Annotated in this window: 21 protein-coding genes and 3 pseudogenes; 17 read left to right on the top strand and 7 right to left on the bottom strand. The window is 41.9% G+C overall.

Annotated elements, in window-relative coordinates; genetic code table 11:
* Positions 1 to 68 precede the first annotated feature (68 nt).
* From IQ274_RS20625 to IQ274_RS20565, 12 genes are all read left to right on the top strand, one after another.
* A complete protein-coding gene (locus tag IQ274_RS20625) occupies positions 69 to 839 on the top strand; it encodes an ATP-binding cassette domain-containing protein (protein WP_194143285.1) in 771 nt (256 codons plus the stop codon).
* Positions 840 to 1,175: 336 nt separating this feature from the next.
* On the top strand, positions 1,176 to 2,123 hold the full coding sequence (locus IQ274_RS20620) for a D-2-hydroxyacid dehydrogenase (RefSeq protein WP_194143284.1): 948 nt from the start codon (positions 1,176 to 1,178) through the stop codon (positions 2,121 to 2,123).
* Positions 2,124 to 2,211: 88 nt separating this feature from the next.
* A complete protein-coding gene (locus tag IQ274_RS20615; protein ID WP_194143283.1) occupies positions 2,212 to 3,162 on the top strand; it encodes a D-2-hydroxyacid dehydrogenase in 951 nt (316 codons plus the stop codon).
* 547 nt (positions 3,163 to 3,709) lie between these two features.
* Positions 3,710 to 5,056 carry an NAD(P)/FAD-dependent oxidoreductase gene (locus tag IQ274_RS20610; protein ID WP_163926737.1) on the top strand — a complete coding sequence of 449 codons (1,347 nt, stop codon included), beginning with the start codon at positions 3,710 to 3,712 and terminating at the stop codon, positions 5,054 to 5,056.
* 1,018 nt (positions 5,057 to 6,074) lie between these two features.
* Complete coding sequence (locus tag IQ274_RS20605; RefSeq protein ID WP_194143282.1) at positions 6,075 to 8,408, top strand: GMC family oxidoreductase N-terminal domain-containing protein; 2,334 nt, start codon at positions 6,075 to 6,077, stop codon at positions 8,406 to 8,408.
* Positions 8,409 to 8,621: 213 nt separating this feature from the next.
* A complete protein-coding gene (locus IQ274_RS20600; protein WP_194143281.1) occupies positions 8,622 to 9,671 on the top strand; it encodes an esterase in 1,050 nt (349 codons plus the stop codon).
* A 72-nt stretch (positions 9,672 to 9,743) separates the two neighbouring features.
* Positions 9,744 to 10,652, top strand: a complete 909-nt coding sequence (locus tag IQ274_RS20595) for an acetoacetate decarboxylase family protein (protein ID WP_194143280.1) — start codon at positions 9,744 to 9,746, stop codon at positions 10,650 to 10,652.
* An 8-nt stretch (positions 10,653 to 10,660) separates the two neighbouring features.
* Positions 10,661 to 11,080, top strand: a complete 420-nt coding sequence (locus tag IQ274_RS20590) for a patatin (protein WP_194143279.1) — start codon at positions 10,661 to 10,663, stop codon at positions 11,078 to 11,080.
* A complete protein-coding gene (locus IQ274_RS20585; RefSeq protein WP_194143278.1) occupies positions 11,061 to 12,602 on the top strand; it encodes a patatin-like phospholipase family protein in 1,542 nt (513 codons plus the stop codon). The genes IQ274_RS20590 and IQ274_RS20585 overlap by 20 nt, the downstream gene beginning before the upstream one ends.
* A 315-nt stretch (positions 12,603 to 12,917) precedes the next feature.
* Complete coding sequence (locus IQ274_RS20580) at positions 12,918 to 15,122, top strand: family 1 glycosylhydrolase (protein WP_194143277.1); 2,205 nt, start codon at positions 12,918 to 12,920, stop codon at positions 15,120 to 15,122.
* 322 nt (positions 15,123 to 15,444) lie between these two features.
* Entirely contained in the window at positions 15,445 to 16,257 is an 813-nt protein-coding gene (locus tag IQ274_RS20575) for an SDR family oxidoreductase (protein ID WP_163926730.1), read from the top strand.
* Positions 16,258 to 16,692: 435 nt separating this feature from the next.
* Positions 16,693 to 17,394: a DUF547 domain-containing protein gene (locus IQ274_RS20565; protein ID WP_163926729.1), complete on the top strand. Its 702-nt coding sequence runs from the start codon at positions 16,693 to 16,695 to the stop codon at positions 17,392 to 17,394.
* Here IQ274_RS20565 and IQ274_RS20560 read toward each other — a convergent pair.
* From IQ274_RS20560 to IQ274_RS20540, 6 genes and pseudogenes are all read right to left on the bottom strand, one after another.
* On the bottom strand, positions 17,379 to 18,134 hold the full coding sequence (locus IQ274_RS20560; RefSeq protein ID WP_163926728.1) for a TIGR04283 family arsenosugar biosynthesis glycosyltransferase: 756 nt from the start codon (positions 18,132 to 18,134) through the stop codon (positions 17,379 to 17,381). The two genes, IQ274_RS20565 and IQ274_RS20560, sit on opposite strands and share 16 nt — an antisense overlap.
* Positions 18,135 to 18,196: 62 nt before the next feature.
* Entirely contained in the window at positions 18,197 to 18,562 is a 366-nt protein-coding gene (locus IQ274_RS20555) for a rhodanese-like domain-containing protein (protein WP_228058275.1), read from the bottom strand.
* A gap of 173 nt (positions 18,563 to 18,735) precedes the next feature.
* The gene (locus IQ274_RS20550) at positions 18,736 to 19,083 is read right to left on the bottom strand and encodes an MFS transporter (RefSeq protein ID WP_163926726.1); all 348 of its coding nucleotides are present in this window, start codon (positions 19,081 to 19,083) and stop codon (positions 18,736 to 18,738) included.
* A gap of 52 nt (positions 19,084 to 19,135) precedes the next feature.
* A complete protein-coding gene (locus IQ274_RS36635; RefSeq protein ID WP_228058280.1) occupies positions 19,136 to 19,339 on the bottom strand; it encodes a PepSY domain-containing protein in 204 nt (67 codons plus the stop codon).
* A 57-nt stretch (positions 19,340 to 19,396) separates the two neighbouring features.
* A pseudogene (locus IQ274_RS20545) lies at positions 19,397 to 19,706 on the bottom strand (PepSY domain-containing protein); the annotation flags it as partial.
* A gap of 168 nt (positions 19,707 to 19,874) precedes the next feature.
* The gene (locus IQ274_RS20540; protein WP_194143276.1) at positions 19,875 to 20,435 is read right to left on the bottom strand and encodes a TonB-dependent siderophore receptor; all 561 of its coding nucleotides are present in this window, start codon (positions 20,433 to 20,435) and stop codon (positions 19,875 to 19,877) included.
* Between the two features lie 22 nt (positions 20,436 to 20,457).
* On the opposite strand from IQ274_RS20540, the gene IQ274_RS20535 reads away from it, so the two are divergent.
* From IQ274_RS20535 to IQ274_RS20520, 5 genes and pseudogenes are all read left to right on the top strand, one after another.
* Entirely contained in the window at positions 20,458 to 20,643 is a 186-nt protein-coding gene (locus IQ274_RS20535) for a hypothetical protein (protein ID WP_163926758.1), read from the top strand.
* Between the two features lie 88 nt (positions 20,644 to 20,731).
* Positions 20,732 to 20,878, top strand: a complete 147-nt coding sequence (locus IQ274_RS20530) for a hypothetical protein (RefSeq protein WP_194143275.1) — start codon at positions 20,732 to 20,734, stop codon at positions 20,876 to 20,878.
* 82 nt (positions 20,879 to 20,960) lie between these two features.
* A pseudogene (locus IQ274_RS37760) lies at positions 20,961 to 21,605 on the top strand (serine/threonine protein kinase); the annotation flags it as partial.
* 40 nt (positions 21,606 to 21,645) lie between these two features.
* On the top strand, positions 21,646 to 25,146 hold the full coding sequence (locus IQ274_RS20525; RefSeq protein ID WP_322745269.1) for an ATP-binding protein: 3,501 nt from the start codon (positions 21,646 to 21,648) through the stop codon (positions 25,144 to 25,146).
* 217 nt (positions 25,147 to 25,363) lie between these two features.
* Positions 25,364 to 26,044, top strand: a complete 681-nt coding sequence (locus IQ274_RS20520) for a RibD family protein (protein WP_194143274.1) — start codon at positions 25,364 to 25,366, stop codon at positions 26,042 to 26,044.
* Positions 26,045 to 26,302: 258 nt separating this feature from the next.
* Here IQ274_RS20520 and IQ274_RS20515 read toward each other — a convergent pair.
* Positions 26,303 to 26,559, bottom strand: a pseudogene (locus IQ274_RS20515) (photosystem II q(b) protein); the annotation flags it as partial.

Genomic DNA, 26,559 nt, shown 5'->3' with positions numbered 1-26,559 from the left:
TGATTTTCAATGCAATATGTTACCCAAAAATTCAATCCCAATTGTTCTAAAAAAATGAGGTTTTGCAAGTGATTTATAATGTACAAGGTACGCAACTAAGTATTTTGGATTTGACGAAAGCTTTCGGGAAGAAAACTGTTTTAAACTCGCTAAATTTAGAAGTTGAAGCAGGTGAATTTGTCGCTATCGTCGGACGTAGTGGTTGTGGTAAAAGTACCTTATTGCGTCTGGTATCAGGATTAGATAAAGCAACTTCAGGCGGAATACTGCTGGATGGAGAACCACTGCGTAGACTCAGCCGCTCTGTAACAGTGATGTTTCAAGACCCCCGTTTACTGCCGTGGAAGCGCGTTGTTCAGAATGTGGGGTTAGGCTTGGAAGGCAATTGGCGTGAAAAAGCTTTGTGGGCACTCGATAAAGTCGGACTCAAAGATAGAGCTGATGAGTGGCCTTATGTCTTATCTGGTGGACAACGGCAACGGGTGTCATTGGCAAGGGCATTAGTTAGTCAGCCCCGTTTGTTGTTGTTAGATGAACCTTTAGGAGCATTGGATGCTTTAACTCGCCTAGAGATGCAGGGTTTGATTGAGAACTTATGGCAAGAGCGGAGATTTACTGCATTTTTAGTGACTCACGATGTAGAAGAAGCTGTGGCGTTGGCAGACCGAGTGATAGTGATTGATGAAGGACAGATTTCTCTCGATCTACCTGTGAAACTTTCACGCCCACGAGATAGAAGTAGTGAAGTGTTTATCAATATTAGAGAAGCAGTTCTCCAGCGAGTAATGAGCAATGAAAGTACTCAGTCAAATAACCAATTGTTGCAGTTGAGTAGTTGAGATTTAGCTTTCGTTAGTTGATTAATGTAATGCTTGAGGTAGCTGTGGTAAAAATAGGCTACTTCGAGAATCAATGTTATTAATATAGTTATCTAATCTGCGGAAAATAATTTTTTATCGAGACAGGAGTCAAGAGCCAGAATTACATTAGGTATTCTGACCAAAAAAGCGCTTGATTTTTAATTCTCCTTCAAAGCAAACCGCAGAGACGCAGAGAACACAGAGAGAATAAAGAGATATTGCCACAAATGATTTAGTAAATAGTGCTTTTATTTATTAGTAAATCAGAAGCAATTTATAGAGATATTTCTGTAAAGAGAAAAGAGGTTATCTACCATGAAACTGATCTTACCGCTCGATCTCGTTGCTGATATTGAGCCTCATCTACCGCCTGATACAGAGGTTGTCACAGTAGATGTTGAAGGAAATTTAGATGGGGATACTACTGATGCTGAGGTTTATTTTAGTTGGTTTTTAACCAGAAGTCCGACGCTACATAAAATAATAGCAGCAGCACCTGCACTACGTTGGCATCATGCACCAAATGCAGGAGTGAATCACATCCTGACACCAACTTATTTGGAAAGAGATATTATCCTCACAAATGGGGCTGGGGTGCATGGAGTTCCGATCGCAGAATTTGCGATCGCTTATATCCTAGCTCATGCCAAACACCTGCAAGAATTATATACTCTACAAGCGGAACGTCACTGGAAAAGAGGCTTTGCCATCCAAGAATTGACAGATGCGACCTTACTAATTATCGGTGCCGGTGGTATTGGTCAAGAAATCGCCGCCCGTGCCAAACCCTTCGGCTTAAGAATTATTGGCAGTCGCCGTCATCCCCAAGAGCTACCAAATTTTGATAAAGTAGTGGGTGCTGATGAATGGCGATCGCTCCTGCCAGGAGTTGATTATGTAGTTATTGCAACACCCCTAACTCCAGAAACCAAAGAATTTATTGATGAATCTGTATTGCGATCGCTCCCAAAACATGCCTACCTAATTAATATTGCTCGCGGTGGTGTAGTCGATGAATCGGCTTTAATAAAAGCACTCACAGAAGGTTGGATTGCAGGTGCAGCATTAGACACAGTTAACTCAGAACCGTTACCACCCGAAAGTCCTTTGTGGTCACTTCCTAATATCTTTATCACACCTCATACTTCAGGCCATTCACCAAGAAGCAAACAGCGTTCAATAGCACTATTTATCGACAATCTGAAGCGTTACCAAGCTGGTCAACCATTACGAAATGTAGTAGACAAAGAAGCAGGATACTAAATAATTAAAAATTAAAAATTAAAAATGAAGAGGTGTTGCCGATTGGGTTACACAATCCAAAATCCAAAATGGAATTAGGGAGTAGCAAATGGTGAAACTGATTTTACCCGATCATCTCATTGCTGATATTGAGCCACACCTACCATCTGATATAGATGTTGTGGAGGTGGATAGTGAAGGTAATCTTGATGGTGATGCCAGTGATGCAGAAGTTTATGTCAATGGATTTTACTTGAAAACTTCTACTCTTGACAAAGTGCTGACAGCAGCACCTAGGCTGCGTTGGCAACAGTCACCGAGTGCTGGCGTGAATCACATCCTTACGCCAAATTTTTTACAAAAAGATATTATCCTGACTAATGGCGCAGGGGTTCACGCGATTCCAATTTCGGAATTTGTACTAGCATTCATGCTGTATCACGCCAAGAATCTGCGAAAATTGCAAACTTTGCAGGATGAACACACCTGGGTAAGAGGAGTGTTTCTCGAAGAGTTAGCAGACGCGACTTTATTAATTCTCGGCACTGGGAATATAGGTCAAGCGATCGCGTCTCGTGCTAAAGCCTTTGGTGTTAAAGTTTGGGGGAGCCGCCGCCATCCCGAACCTCTACCGAATTTTGACAAGATTGTTGGTACTGATGAATGGCGATCGCTCCTACCAGCAGCCGACTATGTAGTAATTGCCACGCCACTAACCCCAGAAACGAAAGGCTTGATCGATGAAGCCACCTTACGCTCTATGCGTCAGTCTGCTTACTTAATTAATATTGCTCGTGGTGCGATCGTTGATGAAACAGCATTATTCACCGCACTAAGTGAGGGATGGATTGCAGGTGCTGGATTAGATACAGTGGCTACAGAACCTCTACCACCGGAAAGTCCCTTGTGGTCGTTGCCGAACGCCTTTATCACCCCCCATTGTTCAGCCCTGTCACCACGACTGAAAGAGCGCATAGCACAATTGTTTATCGACAATCTTAAACGCTATCAAACTGGTCATCCCTTGCGGAATGTCGTAGACAAGAAAGCAGGATACTGATTGGGAATTGGGAATTGGGAATTGGGGACAAGGGGAAAGACTTGTTTCAAGTTCTCATCTCTTGTCCCCTTGTCTCCCCTGCCCCCTGCTCCCCTACCTCTTCGGTCACTCTCCAAACACAAGAATCAAAAGCAATGCTTAAACCTTAGACTAGGGTTGGGTTTGTGGCTTTATTTTCTAGTATGATAAATATCATCGTCGCTTTATCATGAAACTCTTGTGTAGCAAAGACTTCATCTTTTATCTGAGGAAAGTGACACAAGCTGTTTACGGACGCGCTCACTTCCTTTATGGATGGGAGAAACAAGCCAAATCCTCTTTCCTCCTGCCTCCTGCCTCCTGCCTCCTGCCTCCTGCCTCCTGCCTCCTGCCTTGTTTCTTGAAAGAGGGATATCTAGAGAAGCAGTCCAGTAGAAGTAGTGGATACTAACTTTGGATACTTTTAGTATTTTTTCAATTGTTCTAAATAAACAGCAACCACTATCATAATGCTGTTACATCTTTGTTAAGAATAGTTACAAGTTCTTAACACAAGGAAATATCTCGTATGGAAGTCTCACTTGAAAAGAATGCACCACATCGGGTTGTCATTGTTGGTGGTGGCTTTGGTGGACTGTATGCAGCAAAGGGTCTGAATGCAGCGAATGTAAATGTTACTCTCATTGATAAACGAAACTTTCACCTATTTCAGCCACTTTTATATCAAGTTGCCACAGGTACGCTATCACCTTCTGATATTTCCGCACCATTGCGATCTGTATTCAGCAAAAGCAAGAATACAAAGGTGTTGTTGGGAGAAGTAAATGATATTGATCCAAAAGCGCAACAAGTTATTTTGGGTGATGAAGTAGTACCTTATGACACATTAATTGTTGCCACAGGTGCTAACCATTCCTATTTTGGTAAGGATCATTGGGAAGAAGTTGCTCCTGGCTTGAAAACTGTGGAAGATGCGATAGAAATGCGTCGCCGGATATTTGGCGCATTTGAAGCAGCAGAAAAAGAAACTGATCCCGAAAAACGCCGTGCTTGGTTGAGTTTTGTGATTGTAGGGGGTGGCCCGACTGGTGTAGAATTAGCAGGTGCGATCGCAGAATTGGCATACAAAACTCTCAAAGAAGATTTCCGCAGCATCGACACTTCAGAAACGAAAATTTTACTATTACAAGGGGGCCCTCGCATCCTCCCACACATGGTGCCAGAGTTATCGGCATCAGCAGCAGTATCTTTGCAAAAGTTGGGTGTAGAACTCCACACTCACACCAGAGTGACAAATATTGAAGGTGATATTGTTACTTTCAAGCAAGACAATGAATTTACAGAAATTGCCTCAAAAACTATCTTGTGGGCAGCAGGTGTTCAAGGTTCCCCAATGGGGAAAGTCTTAGCAGAAACTACAGGTGTAGAGCGCGATTACTCTGGGCGTGTAATTGTAGAACCTGACTTGTCTATCGAGGGTTATGACAACATTTTCGTAATTGGAGATTTAGCCAACTTCTCCCATCAAGATGCTAAACCTTTACCTGGTGTTGCACCTGTAGCTAAACAACAAGGAGAGTATGTAGGTAAACTAATTCGACGACGGCTTCAAGGTAAGACTTTGCCACAATTTCATTACAACGATGTGGGTAGTTTGGCGATGATTGGGCAAAATTTAGCTGTTGTAGATTTAAGCTTAATCAAACTCACAGGTTTCATTGCTTGGGCATTTTGGCTATTAGTTCACATCTACTTCTTAATCGAGTTTGACACTAAATTACTAGTAGTATTTCAGTGGGCATGGAATTATATCACTCGCAATCGTCGCTCTAGATTGATTACAGGTAGAGAAGCTTTTGTAGAACCAAAAACTGTTAACAATATAGTGCAACAGCCTTCTGGGACACCTCTGTAACTTGATCACAGCATTTGTCGACTGGTAGAATCGTCAAAGATGTAGTGCAGTGAATAATGGAGCGAACGAAAGTATCAAACATCTACCAAACTGGTGAAGTCTGCCAAATTATAGCTAAGGAAAACCCCCAATTTAGGGGCAAGCGTGGGTGTTGGCATAGCCTCTTCAAAAACTATGCGTTTTGTCAACTACTTCTACTCGACTAGCACCTTAGCAGAGGTTCTGAGGTAGAAATATTTATCAACCAAATCAATGTTGTCGTTGATAGCCTGATATAGATAGCCCCCTTACCGCTTACGCGGTGAGGGGGTTGGGGTTCTTGTACCTCACAAAGGCTGAGAACTGCTATAAGAGGATGTTTGAAAAGTCCTCTTGACCCTGATTCTCAGGTAGAGGCAATTCATGAATTGCCCCTACCGTGTGTAGTTTTGTATAAGTTCTATTAAATTAACCCGTGAACAAAATCGAATTGAACATTGCCAAAAATTGTCTGCAATGCTACGCTGTGACTGAAATTGTACATACTATTAAGTATGTATAAATTTCAGAGTTCATTTAATCATTAGCTTAGTTAATTTAAGTAAAAGAATGTTAACTTTCTTGTTAACCTGCATATAATACCGAGTTAGCTCCGATAACTGAATCGTATAGCTAAATTGGTTGTCTAATCCAAATTAATCAGGCTTTATTTTTGATTAAAGCCACACATAACTTATTGATATAATCCCTCCCTAAACCTCTCCTCCACAGAGATAGAGGGGCTAATTCTTACTACCCTTACCTTTTAGTGAAGGGTTTAGGGATTAAGTTTGAGTGCAATTTTTACAAGGCAACAAATTATTATCGACACCATTTTTCTTAAATTTTCTGGAAAAGCTTTGATTGCTTTTGAATTGCAATACTAGTAGTTAAAAATCCTACTACATCATCAGAAATTCTCATTAGATTAGCTTTTGCCTCCATTTGTAATCTAGATGAGTGTATATTTTCATGTCCATAATTGCTAAGGATGAATATAATGACTCGTTTATCCAGCCCGATTGAAAACTTAAAAAATTACTATACAGTTGTAGTTATTGGTTCTGGTTATGGTGGTAGTATTGCCGCATCGCGTTTAGCACGAGCCGGGCAGCAAGTGTGTATTTTAGAGCGAGGGAAAGAATTCCAACCTGGTGAATATCCCAAAACTCAAAGTAAAGCATTGGCACAAATGCAGATAGATTTGCCACAACATCATCTAGGTTCGCACACAGCTTTGTATGACTTCCATGTGAATAAAGACATTAATGTATTTATTGGTTGTGGACTAGGTGGAACATCTTTAGTTAACGCCAATGTGTCATTACAAGCTGAACCGCGTGTATTTGCAGATTCACGCTGGCCAAAGGAATTGCGTGATGATGTTGGGACTTTATTAGCCTCAGGTTATCGTCGTGCGGAGGAAATGCTCAAACCTACTCCCTACCCCGAAAATTTTCCTCCTCTGCCAAAATTACAAGCTTTAGAAAAATCGTCTAAATATTTGAATGAAAAGTTCTATCGTCCCCCCATCAATGTGACATTTCAAGATGGGGTGAATCATGTCGGTGTAGAACAAAACAAATGTAATCTCTGCGGTGATTGTGTTTCTGGCTGTAATAATAAAGCCAAAAACACCGTGTTGATGAATTACCTCCCAGATGCAAAAAACCACGGTGCAGAAATCTATACACAAGTTTCCGTGCGACGAGTTGAACGTCAGGGGAATCGCTGGCTAGTCCATTACCAATTATTAAACACAGGCCAAGAAAGCTTTAACGCTCCCACAATGTTTGTCAGTGCTGATATTGTGATTCTGGCGGCTGGGACATTGGGATCTACAGAAATTTTGCTGCGTTCTCAAGCTGCTGGTTTAGCTGTATCTGAGAAATTGGGACATAATTTTACAGGGAATGGTGATGTCCTAGCTTTTGGCTATAACACTGAGCAAGTAATTAACGGTATTGGTTTTGGCGATCGCCCGGAGAATGCCCAAGAACCAGTAGGGCCATGTATCACCGGCATCATAGATATGCGAGAACAGCCCCAATTAGATAACGGGCTAGTGATTGAAGAAGGCTCAATTCCTGGAGGTCTGGCTGCTATATTACCCCAAACCCTTGCGGCGGCTGCCAAAATTTTAGGTAAGGACACCGACTCTGGTTTAGGCGATCGCATCGAAGAAAAAATCCGCGAAGTTGAGAGTTTGACTCATGGTGCTTACACTGGTGCAGTCCGCAACACCCAAACCTACTTAGTCATGACCCATGATGATGCAGCCGGACAAATGTACTTAGAAAATGACCGTCTCCGCATTAAATGGCAAGATGTAGGAAGTCAACCCATTTTTCAACGAGTCAATAATCGTCTTACAGAAGCCACCGAACCCCTAGGTGGTACACAAATTCCTAATCCCATTTGGTCTGATGCCTTTGGTCATGACTTAGTTACAGTCCATCCACTAGGAGGCTGTATCTTAGCGGAGGATGCTGAACACGGTGTTGTCAACCATAAGGGACAAGTATTTGCTAGCAACCAAGGAACAAACGTCTACGAAAATTTATATGTTGCTGATGGTTCAATAGTTCCTCGGACATTAGGTGTAAATCCACTACTGACAATCTCTGCTCTAGCGGAACGCTGCTGTACCCTCATTGCTACAGACCGGGGTTGGACGATTAATTATGATTTGACTACCCCAACCATAGTCACCGGTGACACTACCCGTCCTACCAAAGTCGGCATTCAATTCACCGAGACCATGCGCGGCTACTTTTCTACCGCAGTCAAAGACGACAACTATCAGCCTGCATTCTGGCAAGGCAAACAAGACAACTCGCCTCTAGAGTTCACCGTTACAGTAATTGCCGATGACTTAGACAAACTACTCAACGACCCCGAACACCTAGGGAAAATAGTTGGTATAGTTAAAGCCCCTGTTTTATCACCAGAAGCCCTAACCGTCACCAATAGCGATTTTAATTTGTTTGTTGTCCAACAAGGCCAACAAAAAACCAGACAAATGCGTTATCGCTTACACATGATGACGCAATCAGGACAACGTTATTACTTGAAAGGCTTCAAGCAAATTCATGATGATCCAGGATTCGATGTTTGGTCTGATACCACCACACTATTCATCACCGTTTATGAGGGCGACAGTGAAAATGATCCCATCGTTGGTCAAGGCATTCTCAAAATTCAGCCGATGGACTTCATCAAACAAATGACCACTATGAAAGTTACCAACGCAGATACTGTTGGGGAACGCCTACAAGCAATAGATAGATTCAGTCGTTTCTTTGCCGGTACTTTAGCGGAAGTCTACATTTAACTTTAGGAGGCGGGAGCTATGACAATACGGTTCGGTTAAAGGGGAAAGGGGAAAGGGACTTATGTTTTGAATACATCATTTCCCCTTTACCCCTTACCCTTTACCCAGACCACAAGGAAAGTGAAAAATGCTTATCCGAACCGTATTGGGAGCGATGAGGCAGAGGGAAGGAGGCAATGCCCAATGCCCTAATCTATTAACAAATTTATCAAAATGAACACCACAACATATACTCAATCTTTACGAGAAAGAATAGTACCTTTTACTAGCAAAGATGGCTTTGAATGCAACTTAATTAACGTTAGAGGTGAAAACCCTCCTTCTAAATCGCCTGTATTACTAGCGCATGGTGCAGGAGTCAGAGCCAATATCTTTCGCGCTCCTGTGGATACTAATATAGTTAATTACTTAGTTGCTCATGGTTATGACGTATGGTTAGAAAACTGGCGTGCCAGTATTGACTTAAATCCTAATCATTGGACACTTGACCGAGCCGCAGTGAATGACCATCCACAAGCGGTGAAAACAATTGTCGAAGAAACGGGTTATGAAGAAATCAAAGCTATCATCCATTGTCAGGGATCTACTAGTTTCATGATGTCTGTGGTGGCTGGCTTAGTCCCACAAGTCAAAACTATTATTAGCAATGCCGTTTCACTGCATCCGATTGTACCCTCATGGTCATCTTTCAAAATCAATTTTGCAGTACCAGCAGTCAATTTACTCACCGATCATTTAAACCCACAATGGCAAATAGATTCACCAAGTCTAGCTGCAAAAATCATCTCTCTGTTCGTGGGTCTTACGCATCACGAATGTAATAATTCAGTCTGCAAACAAGTTAGCTTTACTTATGGGACTGGCTTTCCGGCATTGTGGGAACACGCCAACCTCAACGAAGCCACCCACGAATGGCTGAAGCAGGAATTCGCTTATGTGCCGCTCAGTTTTTTCGCACAAATGTCTCAGTGCATCAATCGTGGACATCTAATTTCTGTTGATAACTTCCCCAATTTACCAAAAAATTTTATTGCCCAACCACCAAAAACCGATGCCCGGATTGCATTTTTTGCTGGGCAACTTAACCGTTGCTTTCTCCCACAAAGTCAGATAGAAACTTTTAAATATTTTGACTCTCTGCATCCTAATTACCATGCTTTACACGTTCTGGATAACTACAGCCATTTAGACATATTTATGGGTAAGAATGCAGCCCAAGATGTGTTTCCGTTAATGCTTGCAGAATTAGAAAAGACTGTTTGAAAAATGCAAATTTTATTCTCTAGACCTTTGTTACTTCTCTCTATCAATAAATTTAATTATGTGTGAAAAAATATGATACCTCAACGTTTAAAACAACAAACAGGACTTTATGCCCTAGTTGATGGCATACCTTTTCAATTACCCGTTAATTCTGAACACACACCAGCGTTGATGGCGGTATTTCCGATTAACGCCGATCGCGCTAAAGAATTGATTCCAGCCAAAGAAGTACATCCTCTGCGACTATGGAATAATCAGGGGTTGTTAGTGATCACGGTGATTAATTATCAGATTACTGACATTGGTAAATACATCGAATTTAGTATTGCGATCGCCTGCACTCATGGCGCAAAACCAGCCCCGCCATTACTACCTGCTTTATTGATGCAACAGTACGGCACTGGGCAGTATGTACTTGATTTACCTGTCAGTACTGAAATTTCTGTCAAAGGTGGTAAAGGAATTTGGGGAATGCCCAAACATCAAGCTAACTTGGACTTTGTGATTGGCGATCGCACCGTCAGCAGTCAATATGATTTAGATGGGCAACTAGTGATGAAAATTGAGGTTGCCAAACCCGCCAAAGCTTGGTTTCCCCTGAAAATGGGTGCAGCAAACTACTGTGCATTTCGCGGGATGTTGATGAAATCCGTGATTTACTTTCAAGGGAAATTGGGATTTTCGCTGTTCAAACCAGGTTCAGCCAAACTTACCATAGGCGATCATCCCCGTATCCAATCACTAAAACACCTAGAGATTAGCCCCGAACCTATATTTACAGGCTTTTTCCCGGAAATCACAGGTATGCTAGATGACCATTTGGAAAGTTGGTTTCTTGGCTACGACACACCCCCTACACAACAACCAGAAGGTTTAGAAAGTGTAGTTAATTTAGGTTTGGGTCAAGAATGGCTACCAGCGCCAAAGGCTTTGCCCAAGGATGATCAAGCCGAGATGTATGTAGTACCACTTAAAAATTAATCAAAAATATGATGAATAACGGTAAAGTACTCCACTTATCATTAATTGGCATTGCCATTTTCACCATTGTGAGTGGATTGTTGCAAATGGTTTTGCCTAGTTTAATACTCTACATTGTCTCAGCAGAAGTAACCCCGACTAGCCAGCATTTTTTTGCCATCATCGGTATGTTTATGCTGCTGTTTAACGGCGCACTGTTACAAGCATTAATCAGCCCACAACCCCAACCTATTGTCTTAATTTGGGCAGGATTACAAAAATTTGGTGCTTCAATAGCCGTTTGTTTGGCTGTTATCAAGCTAATTTTTTCCCCATTCGCGCTGCTAATTGCTGGTTTTGACCTGTTATCAGGAGTATTAATTTTCTGGTACTTGTTTCGCTTGCGTACTTTTACACCAGGATACACTTATGAGCAACCAACCGCATAAACCTTACGGCACTCCTGAACCAACATACTCAGGGAATAAACGTTCCTTGATCTTAGCTGGTGGTGGAATGCGTGTAGCTTACCAAGCTGGAGCTATCCGCGCCTTATTCGAATCAGGACTGTGTTTTAATCATGCGGATGGTACTTCGGGCGGTACGATGAATTTAGCAATGCTGCTATCTGGACTATCGCCGATTGAGATGTGCGATCGCTGGCGGACTTTGAATGTTAAAGATTTTGTCTCCTTTATCCCTCTAGAAAAATACCTCAAAGCCTGGGATTTGTTGTCTATGGGAGATGCAGACGGCATTATTGATCGCGTTTTCCCCCACTTGGGAATTGATATCAGCAAAATCAATGCCTCGGAGGGAATGCAAGGTACATTTAATGTTTGCAACTTTACCCACAAAACGAATGAAGTCATTTCCCACGATCGCCTAGATTTAGATTTATTGGTTGCGGGGATTTCTCTCCCCATCTTTATGCCACCTGTACAGAAAGGCGATTATCTCTACATGGATTCCGTGTGGATTAAAGATGTTAATCTCATGGAAGCGGTGCGCCGGGGTGCAGATGAACTTTGGGTATTGTGGTGCATTGGCAATAGTAGCGAATATCAAACGGGAATTTTTAATCAATATGTCCACATGATGGAACTGAGTGCGAACGGGGCATTTTTTGAAGAGTGCGATCGCATCAATGAAATCAACCAGAGAATTTTGCAAGGGGAGACAGTCTACGGACATACCCAACCAATCAAACTCCATCTCATCAAACCCGCTTATCCTTTACCTCTTGATCCTGATTACTATTTGGGAAACATTGATGGTGCAACTTTGGTTGATATGGGTTACGCCGATGCTAAACAATATTTGCAAACCATGTCATCCGCAGGATTGCCCTTCCAGCCAAACGTGACCCGAATGCACGACAATTTGCCAGGAATGACTTTTCGCGAAAGGATGGCGGGTGCGTTTGTTTTAAATGAGACTGACCCGATTCAGGGTGCAGCAAAAGGCAAAACGCACAATTCCTCACTCTCATTGCAACTGACAATTAACATTTGTGACTTAAAACGTTTTTTGAGTGATAGCACTTTTACTGCTAGTATTGCTGGCAACATTAGTTTTGCAGATTTTGGCGAACACATTCCCCTCAAAAGAGGCGTGTTTAACCTGTTTTCTCATAACCATAATCCCGGATATAAATACATTACTTATGAACTTGCTTTTGAACATAGTAATCAAGATTATTACTTAGTAGGCAAGAAAGAACTGCATAATGATCCGGGATTTGATTTGTGGCAAGATATGACAACTATCTATACTTACCTACATCAAGGTACAGATGAAAACAGTCCCATTATCGGTGCAGGAATTTTAACCCTAGATGTGGGTGACATAGCCAAGTGCGTTTCCGGGTGGCGAATCACTAACGCCAAGTCACTGACAGAGAAAACTACATTATTGGCAGAGTTTGGTAGTTTTTTCTGGGGCAATATTTGGGAAACTTACCAACCGTAAATTCCAAATTAAACCTCTGCTGAGTGGAGTATAAAGGTTTAAGGATGTAGGGAAAATACATTTTCATTGTTTAGTTGTGCAATTTTCTCTTGAATCCTTCCTGCCTTCTCCCAAAGGGAGACGCTAAAAGCGATCTGCCTCCCGCCTTCCAATACTTTTCGGTTAAACCCAATAATCTCTCTTTTGCTCTGGGGAAAGGTTAAAGGGTAATGGGGAAAGGGAAATTCAAACCTTTTCCCTTTCCCCTTTCCCCCTTAACCGAAAAGTATTGTCCCGCCTTCTGCCTTCTTTCACAACTTTTCAGGAGAAATTAACATGAGCGATCGCCTTACGCCTTTACCCTCATCATTCTTATTCGGTGTTGCAACTGCTGACCATCAGTGTGAAGCTTACGATTCCCAGTTTGAAGATATTCGGGATGTATGGGAACGTCGTCGCGGTATTACGGTCAGGGGTCGAGCCACTGACTTTTGGCATCGCTACGCTGAAGATATTGCCTTAGCTCAATCCCTTGGTTGCAAGTCCTTCCGGTTTTCGATCGCTTGGTCACGGGTAGAACCTGAACCCGGTAAGTTCAGTGAAGAAGCTTTTGAACATTATCGCCAAGTAATTGAAACTATCAGATCGCATGGTTTAGAACCAATTGTAACTCTGCATCACTTCACCCATCCCATCCATGTAGAAGCACGGGGGGGTTTAACTGCGCCAGAATTTCCAGCTATTTTTGCTAACTACGCCACAGAAGTCGCCAAGCGTTTGGGTCATTTAGCACGTTATTGGATTAGCTTTAACGAACCTAGTCAATTAATTTACGGTTACATCAAACCTTGGTGGGAAAGAGCCTATTTTATGCCCCCAGGTTTGGAGCGTGGTGCAACTATTGCCGATCAAATGACCGCCGTGCAGAAACTTATGCGGAATTTGTTTGTCTCCCATACACGCGCCAGAAATATCCTCAAAGAGTACAACCCAGATGCTCAAGTGGGAGCAAACCCCATGTTATTGGGTCTGCCTCTATGGTTGCAGAAATTGGTGGATCGCAATGTTACTAATCTGCGTCGTCCCGAAGATATGATTTCTCAGGGTAAACGTTTTACTGAGCGCAGTTTGTTGGAAAAGGGAAAAGTTGATATTGTCATTGCTAATTTGACTATTACCGCCGAGCGACAACAGCAAGTAGCGTTTTCGGAAACTTATTATCAGGCGGGACAATTTCTCTTAGTCAAAGCCAGCAGTCCCATTCAGCAACCAGAAAATCTGGCTCAGAAAACAGTAGCAGTTGTCAAAAGTTCGACGGCAGAATCTACCATAGAATACCTGTTACCCAGAGTTGAAGTCAAAGTAGTAGAAGATTACGCTGATGCCTTGCAAGCCTTGGATTATGAGCAAGTGAGTGCCATTCTTGCAGATGACACAATTCTCTTGGGTCTGATGAGACAACACCCAGGGCAATATCGACTGGTGGGTAAAAATAATGAAGGGCTGACAGTAGAGAACTATGGCGCAGCTGTAGTTAAAGGCGATCGCGCCCTATTGAATATTGTAGATACAGTAGTGCGACAGTTTAAAGAATCCGGGGCTTGGCAAGCTAGCTATAGTCATTACTTCCCCAATCAACCCGTCCCAGTTGTACCGAAAATCGGTAGACGTTCAACCCTAGCTGACATCACCACAGGCGGATCTTCTAGTCCAACTATCGGACAGCCTCAACCCGGTACACCACTGCGACGCATTCAAGACCGTGGTTATTTAGTTGTCGCAGTCAAAGAAAACGTACCTGGGTTTGGCTACCGCGACCCCAAAACCGGAGAATTTAGCGGCTTAGAGATTGATTTAGCACGTTTAATCGCCAAGCAAATCTTCGGCGATCCCAGTAAAGTGAAATTTGTTGCCGTTTCCACCCAACAACGTTTACCCGTACTGCGATCGCTCACCCGCATCTTTGACCCAATTTTCAAGATTTTCAGCGTACTTTCCACATCGCTGACAAGTAACTGGTGGCACTTAGGTATGGCTGGGAAATTACCCACATTCCTCTGTCCTCAAGAATGTGTAGGTCAACAAGATTTTGTTGGTTTTGACTATTATTGGGGCATTAGCAATCTCCGACTCAACCGCATTCAACAATTAATGGATGCTGCTTTTGGACGTTTTGGTAATGCGCCAGTTTGGTCTGGTGTTCTCTACGATATGCTCAAATTTCACGCCCAGTTATTCCCCGATAAAGAAATTATGATTATTGAGAATGGCTGTGTAGAAGTAGCCGATAAAGTCGTCAAGCGTGAAGACTACATTCGCCAGCATCTCCAACAAGTGCAACGCGCCCGTCAAGACGGGATAAACGTCATCGGTTATGTCTCTTGGTGTATCACCTCCAACCGTGAGTGGGGTCTGAAATTTGGCCCAGATAGCGATTTTGGGCTATATCACATTGACCTAGATACAGACCCAGAACTCAAACGCCAACCAACCCCAGCCGCTAACTTATACCGCGATATCATCAAACAAAACAGCGTCTAATACCAATCCAAAATTCAAAAATCCATATTTTACAAGGGTTTCTGAGAAATATGTATTGGTGAATTTTGGAGCAATACGGTTCAGTTAGTGCCAAAAACCTTTCAGGACTTACGCAAAAACTCTCTGAAAATCTTATTCCTTTGTGTCCTTTGTGTCCTTTGCGGTTCGTTTTTTCTTAATTTTCGCTAAGTCTTGTCCTTAACTGAACGGTATTGAATTTTGGAGGATTGCTACAAACCACAAACCCTCCGAGTTTAAAAAATCATATATGTAGAGACGCACAACTTCGCCTCTTTACATCTCACTCAACCCCTTAATACCCATGCCCAAAACAGTTTTCATCACCGGAACATCCAGTGGAATTGGGAAATTCACTACCATATACTTCGCGCAACAAGGCTGGAACGTTGCAGCCACGATGCGAAACCCCAGCCAAGACCAGAATTTCCGTGAATTTTCTAACATCAAAGTATATTTTTTAGATGTTACAGATAATAATAGTATTCAAACTGCGATCGCTTCTGCCATCCAAGATTTTGGTCAAATTGATGTTTTAGTAAATAACGCTGGTTATGGTGTAGATGGTGTATTTGAAGCCATGACTGATGAAATAATCACCAAACAATTCAATACCAACGTCTTTGGGTTGATGCGAATCACACAAGCGATCATTCCTCATCTGCGTCAACAAGGCGGTGGCACTATTATTCAAATTGCCAGTATGGGAGGACGAATTACTTTCCCCTTGTATAGCATTTATCACAGTTCCAAATGGGCGGTAGAAGGGTTTAGTGAAGCTTTGCAATATGAATTAGAACCGTTCAATATCAAAATTAAAATTGTTGAACCAGGTGTGATTAAAACCGAATTTTACGAAAATAATCGAGCGATCGTGCGTGATGATTTGCCCATGTATCAACCATTAGTAGATACTGCACAAAGGGTATCCCAAGAAGCGGGAAGAAAAGGAGAGCCTCCAGAATTAGTTGCTCAGGCAATATTTAAAGCAGCCATTGATCGTAGTTATAAAATGCGCTATCCCGTTGGTCAACCTGCGCCCATTTTGCTTATGCTACGTAAATTGTTGCCCGATTATTGGTTTTTCTCCATCATCAAACGTATTTATAAAGTATAAATATACCTAGTTAAAAAACTATCTGCTTACCTGAGATTTACCACAATATAATTGGTAAACCTGCAATGATAGAGGCAATACCTGTCCAAAGAGTGAACTGCTCAAGATTTCCTTCATCTAAAGCAAGACTCATTTGCTTAATTGCTGATAATAGTCCAGCTAATAGTAGTACAAAGAATGCAAAATATCTTAAAGCAATCATACTTTGCCCTACTTGAATGTAAAAGTAAACATAATAGGTTTCTAACAGGCTCTACCATGTTTTTCTGTTTCAGATTTAGCACTTTAGAGGCTAAATTATTAAACCAATTCCCAATTTTCAACGCCACCGTGTAATAAATTTGTATATTTGTAGTAGGGGTGCAAGACCTTACGCCCCTACCCAAACACAGGGATGGGATGTTTTTTTACTGGAATTCCCTAAACACAGCGATAATGATTGATTTTGAGCCTTGGGATAGGTTATTGCGTCAGTATGTTGATCAACAGGGTCGTGTAGACTATTTTGCTTGGAAAACAGAGCAACCTCAAGCGCTAGGAGATTGGTTGTCAAGTCAAGCAAATCTGGATTTTACATCTAATTGCAGCACTTTTGAGCAATTGGCATTGTGGATCAATCTTTACAATGCGTTCACTATTTCGGCAATTTTGGAGATGTACCCACTTGAGTCAATTCGTCCGCAAATCTTAGGCATTCCCAACTGGCTGGCTTTTTTGTGGTTCTTTCAACGTCGTAGTTATTATATATTTGACGAACGTTACAGTTTAGCCCAAATAGAGAACTCTATTCTGCGGGAGAAATTACAGGAGCCGCGAATTCATTTTGCAATTGTCTGCGCTTCGGTTGGTTGCCCATTACTGCGTGCTGGAGCTTATTTTCCTGAACAAGTTACTCAGCAGTTAGATGAAGACACCCGTCGCTTTATTAATAATCCTGAAAAAGTCCGTTATGACTCAGATAGTAAAACGCTCTACTGTAGCAAAATCTTTAAATGGTATCGTCAAGACTTTCTCAAGGTTACATCCTCCATTCCAGAATATATCCGCTCTTACCTAGAAACAGATTTGCCTTTGCAAGCCTCAACGCCGATTTCCTATCTCTACTATGACTGGAGCCTGAATCAGCGAATATCTTGATAAAATTGTTTGAGATAATTTGCATCAACGCCAATCCCCCACAAAAAACCGATATAAAGGTAAATTGCAGTTGCTTTGAAGCTACCCCATTTTGCGACGCGTCGATCTGAAGATTGCACAATCCGGTTTACCTGATAAATACGCCCTTTTTTAGCCAATTTCAGGCATAAATCTCCATCCTCCATAATCGGCAATGCCTGATCAAATCCATCGCAATCCCAAAAGTCAGTACTACGACAAAACATTACCTGATCTCCAAACAAAAGACGTAATCCTCGAAAAAACAGGTACGGTTTAAATAACAGTGGTGCGTAATAGGTTTTGAGATAATTATGTAGAGAGACACCCCAGCGAGTGGTTTGAGATCCACTCATCAGAGAAATAAACCCCCCACAGGCAATGGTTGGCTCTGCTAAGGTTTGCTCTATTACAGTGATTAGGTCATCCGGCACCCAAGTGTCTGCATGAAGAAAGCAAAGGATATCTCCCGTTGCAGCCGATGCACCGTAATTCATCTGAATAGAACGCCCACGCTGCTCAGATGAGATAACTTGTAGACATAGCGACTGATCGAATAACCCGAAGCATTGTTTTGCAACTGCCACTGTCTCATCTTCGCTGCCACCATCTACCACTATCACTTCCTTTGCAGGAGGATTAAGTAAAGTCAGTTGGCGCAATGTACGCCCTAAGCTAACTGCTTCGTTTAAAGTCGGAATGACAATCGAAACTTGAGACATGCAGCAAGAGTAGTTTTATTAAGAATTTGATACTAGGATAAACAAATGTATTTACTTAAAATTTACCACTCCTGAGCATGGTTTGTAGGTTTTAGCAGTTTTCCCCATATTGCATTATAAGGATGTACAAGCTGTGTCTGATGCTCGTCTTTAAAAATAAGCCTCCCTTCATTTGCCCACTGAAAAATCCCACCGCTCAAGTTATAAATGCACTTCATCCCGGCTTGCTCAAGCTGTTGGGCTAATTTGGCGCTCCGGTAGCCAACAGCACAGTAGATAACAATTTGTCTATCTTTTGAAACTGTTGAAAGTGCTGCTAAGTCAGGTGTTAGATGATCTATACACACTGCTGTTTTGATGTGGCTTACCCCATATTCTGTTTGACTTCGTGCATCTAGCAGTAATGGCCGTGGCTTTGCAGAATCCAACAGTAATTGAGCTAATTGGTTGCAATTAATTTCCTTAACAGCAGGAAACTGAAATCTGATCAGAAGTTTAAGAAAGTTAAACGTTAACGATCGCACTTGTAAAAATACCCTCCGCTAATGACTGCTCGTTCTTCCTCTGTTAATTCCTGTTTTCGACCAAGTTAACTTTGAGTCTAAGCCAGAATCGGTAAAGTAATCACAAATTCTGTTCCTTGGCCAGGAGTAGAATTCACATTCAAAGTTCCGCCATGTTTTTCTATAACAATGGACTGAGCGATCGCTACAACACCACTCACTGTATCCCCAACTATCATCAGATATTTACGGTTCCAACGATCTACAATAAACCCAGCGATCGGAGCAATCAATACTTGTGGCAATTGTGCAAACAACCCAAACAACGCTATTGCTGTAACCTGATGCGTTAGTTCCCATATCCAGATAGTGAATGCGAAGCCAGTCATCCCACTACCAATAATAGAAACGGTTTGACCAAGCCAAATAATGATGAATATACGCACTTGTATGAGTCTTAAATTATAGGTTTGTGGCGGTTGGCAAATTAACCTTCAATTAATCTTGATGGTTCTTTGATAGTTCTATTACCTGATTGTGGCGGACAGATTTTTCTCGGTAGCGATGTTGGTACATGACAAAGCCACTTATAAATAAAATCAAGGGTGATAATCCAACAAATACGTAGAGAATGCGCGTGGATAAACCGCCAAAGGTACCATAGTGTAGGGGAATAAAAGAGTTGAGGATGCGATCGCCCAATGTCTCCAGCCATCAGATTATAATGGAGTTCATACAGCAGAAGAATCAATGTTCTGTCCGATTGCTCACCCATGATTGCACCAGTATAAGGATTGACAAAAACATCTATCCCTTTGTCATCAGGATCAACGAAGGCAAACATAATTGGTTCATTTAGCTCTGAAGGGATATAGACTTTATTGAGTTTTAAGTCCTTTCGGGATGAATCATATTCCGCTTTCACAGTATTTACCACTGACTCTAGAGACATTGGCGCTTCTTGGGGAGAGATATATCCAAACTGTTGGGCTACTAAAAAGTGGTTAATTTCCTTCTGAAAGACCAATAAACTACCTGTCAAGCCAATTATAATCAGCACAAATCCCATAGCTAAACCGAGGTAGCGGTGTAGAGTAAATGCCCAGTTACGGAATGTCTTGGATTTCATTGCAGATATCCTTTACATACATTGATTACCCTTCTCATTCCTCCTGATAAAGGGGAAGAAAACTGATTCCTTCTCCCTCGCCTTACTAAAATGAGGTTTAAAGAGAATTTAAAAACTGAATGAAATTGTGCCCTGAGCTGTAAAAGGTGCTTGTGGGAATACATAAAAGCCGTTGGTTTCGTAGTATTTCACATCAAACAGATTTTTGAAATTGAGTGCGGCTCCCCAATCATTACGTTTGTAGAAGATAGTCGCATCGGTTCTAACATAGGAAGGAAGAGTAAACGGATCGCTCTGGTTAGTAATGCGATCGCCTATAAAAAATAACTCTGCACCAAAACCGAACCCTTGCAAATCACCACTCTGGATTTCATAAGTTGTCCATAGACTAGCGCCGTGATAGGGTGCATTTACCAAACGCGAACCTTTCAAAGAAGGATCGTTGTCTTCGCTGACATAGGCATCATTTAGGAAACCAGAAGCTACTATCTTCCAACCGGGTGTAATTTCTCCTGCCACATCCAGTTCAATTCCGCGACTTTTTACCTCTCCGACTGCAAAGAATACATCAGGATTATCAGGATCAACTGTCGGTATATTGGTCTTTGTAATATCATAAGCTGCTAACGTCAGCGATATCTGAGTTCCACTATCAGACGGGCGCTTCAAATCTGTTTCTGGTGATTCTTATATTGCTGCGATTGAATTTTCTCAACCTGTAAAAGCGATGGCGCTTACCAGTTATGCTAATGCAACTCAACCAGGTTCAGCCTCTGCTGGCGATCAGTTGAAATTATTCGCCCGCAAGCAGTTGCGGCAAGTTTGGTTCTCATACCAAGATGTTCTATCCCATTTGGCTGAACGCAAGGTATTCTAAAATTCAATACAGCTTCAATTTAGTAAGCAATACTTGTTGGGTTTGGGGGAAAGGTTTTGTATTTTACCTTTCCCCTTTTCCGACAAGAGTGCAAAAAGCACTTTTGCAAGAAGTGGAATCAATGGGATCAGAAAATCGGGCACAGATAGCGATCGCTACCTGCTACAAAAAGAAAGTAGATGAACCGATTAAATATTCGCTGCGAGAATCAAGATTTGGGAGTAGTCAAAGCTAAGAAATCCCTTTACCTTAATCTCTGACTGATGGGGCGGATCTGGGAACACTAAATGCTAAGGTCTTAAAAATTCAAAAGAATTATGATTAGCAGTGTAGTTACCATTCCCGGCTATCAAGTCAGCGAAGAACTCTACAACGGTTCTAGAACCCTAGTTTATCGAGCAGTTCGAGAGAGTGACCAACAGCCTGTAGTCATCAAACTGCTGAAAAATCCTTATCCCAGTTTTTCTGAACTAGTACAGTTTCGCAATCAATACACGATCGCTAAAAATCTCAACTCACCCTCGATCGTCCAAACTTACAGCCTGGAATCCTACCAGAATGGCTATGCGCTCGTAATGCAAGACTTTGGGGGAATTTCCCTGAAAACAGAGATGGGCGCAAAGCAACATTCACTTAGGGAATTTTTGCCCCTGGCTATATCTCTGTGTGAGACCTTAGATATTCTAATTCGCAATCGCATTATTCATAAAGATATTAAACCTGCCAATATTCTGATTAATCCAGAAACAAAACAAGTTAAATTAATCGATTTTAGTATTGCATCTCTACTGCCAAGAGAAACTCAAACTTTAATCAGTCCCAACGTATTAGAAGGAACACTTGCTTATATTTCCCCAGAACAAACTGGAAGAATGAATCGGGGAATTGACTATCGCACAGATTTTTATTCTTTGGGTGTAACTTTTTACGAATTACTGACAGGGGGATTACCATTTAAATCAGCTGGCGGCTTGTATTGGTAATCAATTTGATTTGCATATATTGGCAATTGTTTATCAACAATCCCCAACCGAAACCGCCGCCGCATTATGGGCAGCATTAGAGTTCGGCTTGATTTTGCCAACTAGCGAAGTTTATAAGTTTTATGCAGGGCACGAAAATCAAGCAACTAATCAGGAAATCGCTCATTCTGTAACATATAAATTTCTACACGATCGCGTCCAACAAGCCGCTTACTCACTGATTCATGAAGATCATAAACAGACAACCCATGTCAAAATCGGTCGCCTGCTGTGGCAAAATACCCCGGAAGCTGAACTAGAAAATCAGATTTTTGCGATCGCTAATCAGCTAAATATTGGGCTTGAACATTACCATCAACCTACAGAACGCCATGAACTCGCACAGTTAAATCTCATGGCTGGGAAAAAGGCAAAAGCCTCAACTGCATACAGTTCAGCCATTGCTTATCTGAAAACAGGTATCCAGTTACTACCATTTAACCCTTGGGAATCTGACTACAATCTGACCTTAAGCTTGTATAACGAAGCCACCGAAACCAGTTTTCTATGTGGCGAAATTGACGCAATGGAAGATTTCGCCCAGGAAATTTTACAACACGCAAAAGCGATCGTTGATACAGCTAAAGTTTATGAGGTAAAAATTGAAGCTTACATAGCTCAAGGAAAATTTTTGGTAGCTATCGATACAGCTATGCAATTTTTGCAGTTGCTGGGCATTGAGTTCCCTCAAGAACCAACGGCATCAGATTTTGTTCTGGCTTTGCAAGAAACTGAAGCTAGCTTAAGTGGCAAAACAGTTGCTGAATTGGTTGATTTGCCAGAGATGCAGAATCCCGAATTACGTGCAGCCTTGCGTGTTTTAGTTAAAGTAACAACTCCTGCTTATATGGCAAAACCTGAACTTCATCGTTTGGTGGTGCTGAAGAAAGTTGCTCTTTCTGTAAAATACGGAAATACTTCCGCTTCTAGCTTCGCTTACTCAGGGTATGGACTCATGCTTTGTGGTCAACCAGGCGGTATCTCAACAGGTTATGAATTTGGGAAGTTAGCCTTGCAACTGCTGTCTAAGTTTCAAGATCGGGAACACGAAGCAAGAGTCCTCGTAGTCGTTCATCTTTGTGTCGCCCATTGGAAAGAGCCTGTAACAGCAATGCTCCAGCCATTACTACAAGCCTATACCAGTGGGTTAGATAGTGGGGATTTGATTTATGCTAGTTATGCTGCCCACCTTTATTGCTTGCAAGCTTACATTGCTGGTCAAGAATTAACCAAATTAGCTGATGAATTAGGGATTTATGGGGCAGCAATAGAAAAAATCAACCAAAAACATACACTCAATTACAACAATATTTACTACCAAGTAGTCTTGAATTTAATCGAGTCAAAAACTACTCCTTGGGAATTAGTTGGCGCAGCCTACGATGAAAGGTCAATGCTGACTTTACATGAGCAAAGTAATGATGGCGCTGCTTTGTGGCATTTCTTTGTCAACAAATTGATGCTTTGTTATCTGTTTCAAGCATTGGATTTGGCAGTGGAATATACTGTCAAAGCCAAACAATATTCCGGTTCAGGATATGCTACGGTGAATCTTCCAATATTGAACTTTTATGATTCGCTGCTGCAACTGGCTTTATTTCCGACATCGCTAGCCGAAGAACAACAGAGAATTTTACAGCAGGTAGCAGAAAATCAGGACACGATGCAACAGTGGGCAAATTATGCACCCATGAATCATCTGCATCGATTCCAGTTGGTGGAGGCAGAAAAGTATCGGATACTGGCACAAAAAACCGCAGCAATGGAATTTTACGACCTTGCCATTGCTGGAGCAAAAAAAAATGGCTACATCCAAGAAGCAGCACTTAGCAATGAACTGGCTGCCAACTTCTACCTCGACTGGGGCAAAGAAAAAGTTGCCCAAGCATACATGGAACAAGCTTACTACTCCTATGCCCGTTGGGGTGCAAAAACCAAACTAGAAAATTTAGAACGACGTTACCCAGAACTTTTGCGAGTGATTGTGCAACAGAAAAACCTCAAACTCAACTCGCAAGAAACACTATGTAATACTGTAATATCCAGTACCTCTAATCACTCCTCAACCCAGATATCAAGTTCATCCAGTAGCGTCAATTCAGTGCTGGACTTTGGATCTGTTTTTAAAGCCTCCCAAGCAATCTCTACCGCAATTCACTTAGATCAATTAATCCAGACGCTAACTCAGATTATTCTCGAAAATGCTGGCGCTGATAGATGTGCGTTAATTCTCTTTCAAGATGGGTCATGGCAAGTGCGGGCGATCGCCACCTTAGAAGATACTATGTTGCAAACAGCACCTTTAGATAATCATCCTAATGTCCCAGTCAAACTGATTCAGTATGTGAAAAATACCCTAGAAACAGTTGTAATTGACGATCTCAAAACCCATCTGCCTAGTGTGATTGGGGAATATATGCGCCAGCATCAACCCAAAAGTGCGCTGTGTATGCCAATTCGTAACCAAGGGCACTTACTGGGGATTTTGTATTTAGAAAATCAGCTAACAATGGGTGCATTTGCGGGCGATCGCCTAGATGTACTACAATTATTAACCACTCAAGCGGCGATTTCCCTCGAAAATGCCCTACTCTACAATACTCTAGAGCAAAAAGTAGAGCAGCGTACCCAAGAACTCTACAGCAAAAATCAGCAATTGTCGCATACTCTCCAGGAATTACAACAAACCCAAGCCCAATTGATTCATGCTGAAAAAATGTCGAGTTTAGGGCAAATGGTTGCTGGCATTGCCCATGAAATTAATAACCCAGTCAACTTTATCGCCGGCAATATTAGCCATCTAAAAAATTATTTCCAGGACTTGCTAAGTGGTATTAGGCTCTATCAACATCAATATCCACAACCTACTACTGAAATTCAAACTTATTTCCAGGAAAAGGATTTAGATTACACAATCAAAGACGTACCAAATCTAATAGATTCAATAGAACAGGGTAGTCAACGCATTCAAAATATTGTCTTATCTCTGCGGAATTTTGTCCGCCTTGATGAAGCAGATATCAAAGCCGTAAATATTCATGATGGAATTGATAATACTTTGTTAATTCTGCAACATCGACTCACCAAAATTGCCATCATCAAAAACTATACCGATCTTCCAAAAGTGAGTTGTCACGCCAAACAAATCAATCAGGTAATCATGAATGTCTTGAATAACGCTATTGATGCCTTAAATGAAGCAAAAATCACAACTCCTACTATTACAATTCGTACCGAACTGAGCAATTCTCTAACCAAGAGTGTGAGCATTTGCATTGCCGATAATGGAACTGGAATTTCTGATGAAATGCAAAAACAAGTATTTGACCCCTTCTTTACAACAAAAACTGTCGGTAAAGGAACGGGATTAGGACTGACCGTAGCTTACTCTATTATGTCAACTCATGGCGGACAAATTAACGTCCTTTCTAAGTTAGGACAGGGGACAGAATTTGAGATTATTTTACCTGTCCAAGAATAAAGGTGGCAGGCAATACGGTTCGGATAAGGGAGTTCCAGTTAAAAAATATCCAGGGTCAAAACGCTTGCCAGATAAGGAGGTGACGGATAGCGCTGACACAGCCATTCTAAGAATTTCATATTGCCTCAGTGGCTAATTTTCCCATTTATACTCCATTGGGGATTCATGGCAAAGAATTCAAAAAGATAAAATTATAAAGAACTGTCAGAACGTAATCATGTCAGCTATCCAAACAACTGTAGTTATTGCCATGACGGTCGATGGAAAGATTAGCTCCGTAGATCCTCAAGCAGGCGGTAATCCTGATGCAGCCGATCAAGCACACGTAGAGTATGAAGTCTCACTTGCTGATCTAATCCTGGTAGGAGCAGGAACGATTCGGGCTGGAGACGTAATTTTTTCAATTCGCAATCCCGAATTATTAGCAGCGCGCGAGGCTCGGGGTCAGTCTCGCCAGCCTATTGTTTGTGTTGTCTCAGGTTCCCTTGACCTATCGCTGGACTCCCCTTTTTTGAGCGAGGACATTGAGCGATGGATATTTACGACACGGACTGGTTTAGAGCGTAGTTCTGATACAACAAGTTTGCAAAAACTGGCTGAATTAATTGATTTGGGAGATACAGACCTGGACTGGAATCGAGCCTACAGCTTGATGGCAGAGCGCGGTATTCACAAGGTCGTTGCTTTAGGAGGAGGCTATTTAACAGCATCTCTAGTAAAGGCTGGGCGAATTGACGATTGGTGGTTGACAATCTGGCCCGTCATTTATGGAGGAAAGGATGCTCCTACCCCTGTGGAGGGAGAGGGTTTTATTTCCACTGTTGCTCCTCATCTGGAACTCATCGAAACTCGTCAAGTTGGAAGTGAGTTGTTTTTACACTACCAGACGATCAAGTAAGAATGCGCTGTCATAATTAAGCTAACGCGCCTACATATTGCAATATTTTCCGTGTAGACCGTCATTAGTCATTAGTCATTAGTCATTAGTCATTTGTCATTTGTCAAAAGTGTTTACCAAGGACAAAGGACAATTGACAAAGGACAACCTCACCAGTTGATGTGCAATCTTATTTGTGTAACAGCTTACAACTAAAAAGCGCCCTCCCGAAGTGGGAGAGCGCTTTCTTATTTAGCTAATTGAGTTAATGCTTGAGAATTAACCGTTGATAGCAGGAGCAGAAAGAGCAACAGGAGCAGATTCAGCAGATGCCAAATCTAGAGGGAAGTTGTGAGCGTTACGCTCGTGCATTACTTCCATACCGAGGTTAGCGCGGTTGATTACATCCGCCCAAGTTGCAATCACACGACCTTCAGAGTCAATGATTGATTGGTTGAAGTTGAAACCGTTCAAGTTGAACGCCATTGTGCTTACACCCAAGGCGGTGAACCAGATGCCGATTACAGGCCATGCTG

The organism is Nostoc sp. LEGE 12447 (assembly GCF_015206985.1).
Lineage (GTDB): Bacteria > Cyanobacteriota > Cyanobacteriia > Cyanobacteriales > Nostocaceae > Nostoc.
Note: the sequence above shows the minus strand (reverse complement) of the source record. Positions and strands in the feature narration are given on the sequence as shown.